Origin of the sequence: Rhodosalinus sp. FB01 (genome assembly GCF_041365715.1) — a bacterium.
Lineage (GTDB): Bacteria > Pseudomonadota > Alphaproteobacteria > Rhodobacterales > Rhodobacteraceae > Rhodosalinus.
Window position 1 is genome coordinate 1 of sequence record NZ_JBGFSH010000022.1, and the last position, 2,500, is coordinate 2,500.

General features: G+C 57.7%; 2 rRNA genes (1 of these 2 cut by a window edge). Both read right to left on the minus strand.

Going from position 1 to position 2,500, the window contains the following annotated elements:
• Positions 1–16: 16 nt before the first annotated feature.
• Positions 17–131 (minus strand): 5S ribosomal RNA (gene rrf, locus AB6A65_RS16245).
• A gap of 108 nt (positions 132–239) precedes the next feature.
• A 23S ribosomal RNA gene (locus AB6A65_RS16250) occupies positions 240–2,500 on the minus strand; it runs 1,276 nt beyond the window's last position.

A 2,500-nucleotide genomic window follows, 5' to 3' on the forward strand; every position in this document is an offset into this window, starting at 1 on the left:
TGTCTCGGCTTTCCAGGTTTGGCGGCGACCTACTCTCCCACGTCTTGAGACGCAGTACCATTGGCGCTGCGGCGCTTAACGGCCGGGTTCGGAATGGGACCGGGTGTTTCGCTCGCGCTATGGCCACCAAACCGGGGAAGCCGAGTGGTGTGTCAAGTCACTGTGTTTCGTCGCGTTTCGGGTGCGACGGGGAAGTATCGTCTTCCGCATCCGGGGTGTCGGCTTTGCCGTCACTGGATCGGATCAAGCCTGTCGGGCCATTAGTACCGGTCAACTGAACGCATTGCTGCGCTTACATCTCCGGCCTATCGACGTGGTGGTCTACCACGGCCCTCGGGGATACCTTGTTTTGAGGGGGGCTTCCCGCTTAGATGCCTTCAGCGGTTATCCTTTCCGATCATAGCTACCCTGCACTGCGGCTGGCGCCACAACAGGTCCACCAGTGGATCGTTCACCCCGGTCCTCTCGTACTAGGGGCAACTCCTCTCAAGTATCCTACACCCACGGCAGATAGGGACCGAACTGTCTCACGACGTTCTAAACCCAGCTCACGTACCTCTTTAAACGGCGAACAGCCGTACCCTTGGGACCTGCTCCAGCCCCAGGATGAGATGAGCCGACATCGAGGTGCCAAACACTGCCGTCGATATGGACTCTTGGGCAGTATCAGCCTGTTATCCCCGGCGTACCTTTTATCCGTTGAGCGATGGCCCTTCCACGCGGGACCACCGGATCACTATGGCCGACTTTCGTCTCTGCTCGACTTGTCTGTCTCGCAGTCAGGCTGGCTTCTGCCATTGCACTCAACGAGCGATTTCCGACCGCTCTGAGCCAACCGTCGCGCGCCTCCGTTACTCTTTGGGAGGCGACCGCCCCAGTCAAACTACCCGCCACGCAGGGTCCCGGACCCCGATGAGGGGCCGCGGTTAGACATCAAGAGTGCGAAGGGTGGTATCTCAAGGGAGGCTCCACGGGAACTGGCGTTCCCGCTTCGAAGCCTACCACCTATCCTGCACATCGCAGTCCTGATGCCAGTGCGAAGCTGTAGTAAAGGTGCACGGGGTCTTTCCGTCTAACCGCGGGGAGCCTGCATCTTGACAGGCAATTCAATTTCGCTGAGTCGATGTTGGAGACAGCGGGGAAGTCGTTACGCCATTCGTGCAGGTCGGAACTTACCCGACAAGGAATTTCGCTACCTTAGGACCGTTATAGTTACGGCCGCCGTTTACCGGGGCTTCAATTCGGAGCTCTCACTCCTCCTTTTAACCTTCCGGCACCGGGCAGGCGTCAGACCCTATACGTCGTCTTGCGACTTCGCAGAGCCCTGTGTTTTTAGTAAACAGTCGCCACCCCCTGGTTTGTGCCCCCGGACACTGGTTGCCCAGCACCCGGGCCTCCTTCTCGCGAACTTACGGAGGTATTTTGCCGAGTTCCTTCAACATCGTTCTCTCAAGCGCCTTGGTATTCTCTACCAGTCCACCTGTGTCGGTTTAGGGTACGGTCTCATGGAGGGCTATTTCCTGGGACTGCATGGCTGCCGGACCAATCCGATAAGGCCCGACAACGTCCGCAATCCGTCACATCCTCCTGGCCCAGGACTATTAACCTGGTTCCCATCGTCTACGCCTTTCGGCCTCGACTTAGGGGCCGGCTCACCCTGCTCAGATTAGCTTTAAGCAGGAACCCTTGGACTTTCGGCGAGGGGGTCTCTCACCCCCTTTGTCGCTACTCATGTCATCATTCTCGCTCGTGATCTCTCCACCGGATGGCTCACGCCCCGGCTTCACAGAAGACTCCCCGCCTCCTGAACCCTGCGAACAGGGTTGAAGAGGCATGGAGCCATGTCACACGACGCTCCGCTACCATGCCATACGGCATCCTCGGCTTCGGCTCGTGGCTTGAGCCCCGTTACATCTTCGCCGCAAGACAGCTTGTTTAGACCAGTGAGCTGTTACGCTATCTTTAAAGGATGGCTGCTTCTAAGCCAACCTCCTGGTTGTTTTGGCCGTCTCACCTGCTTTCCCACTTAGCCACGAATTGGGGGCCTTAGCCGGAGGTCAGGGTTGTTTCCCTCTCGACGACGGGCGTTAGCACCCGCCGTCTGTCTGCCATCCAGTACTCCCGGGTATTCGGAGTTTGGTTAGGATCAGTAAGCCTGTGGGGCCCCATTACCCATCCAGTGCTCTACCCCCCGGGGTATTCGGATGACGCTCTACCTAAATAGATTTCGCGGAGAACCAGCTATCTCCGAGTTTGATTGGCCTTTCACCCCTAGGCACAGCTCATCCCGATCCTTTTCAACGGATGTGGGTTCGGCCCTCCAGTGCGTGTTACCGCACCTTCAGCCTGGCCATGCCTAGATCACTCGGTTTCGGGTCTGATCCCACATACTCGACGCCCATTTAAGACTCGCTTTCGCTGCGCCTACACCTAACGGCTTAAGCTTGCATGTGAGACCAAGTCGATGACCCATTATACAAAAGGTACGCCGTCACAAGAC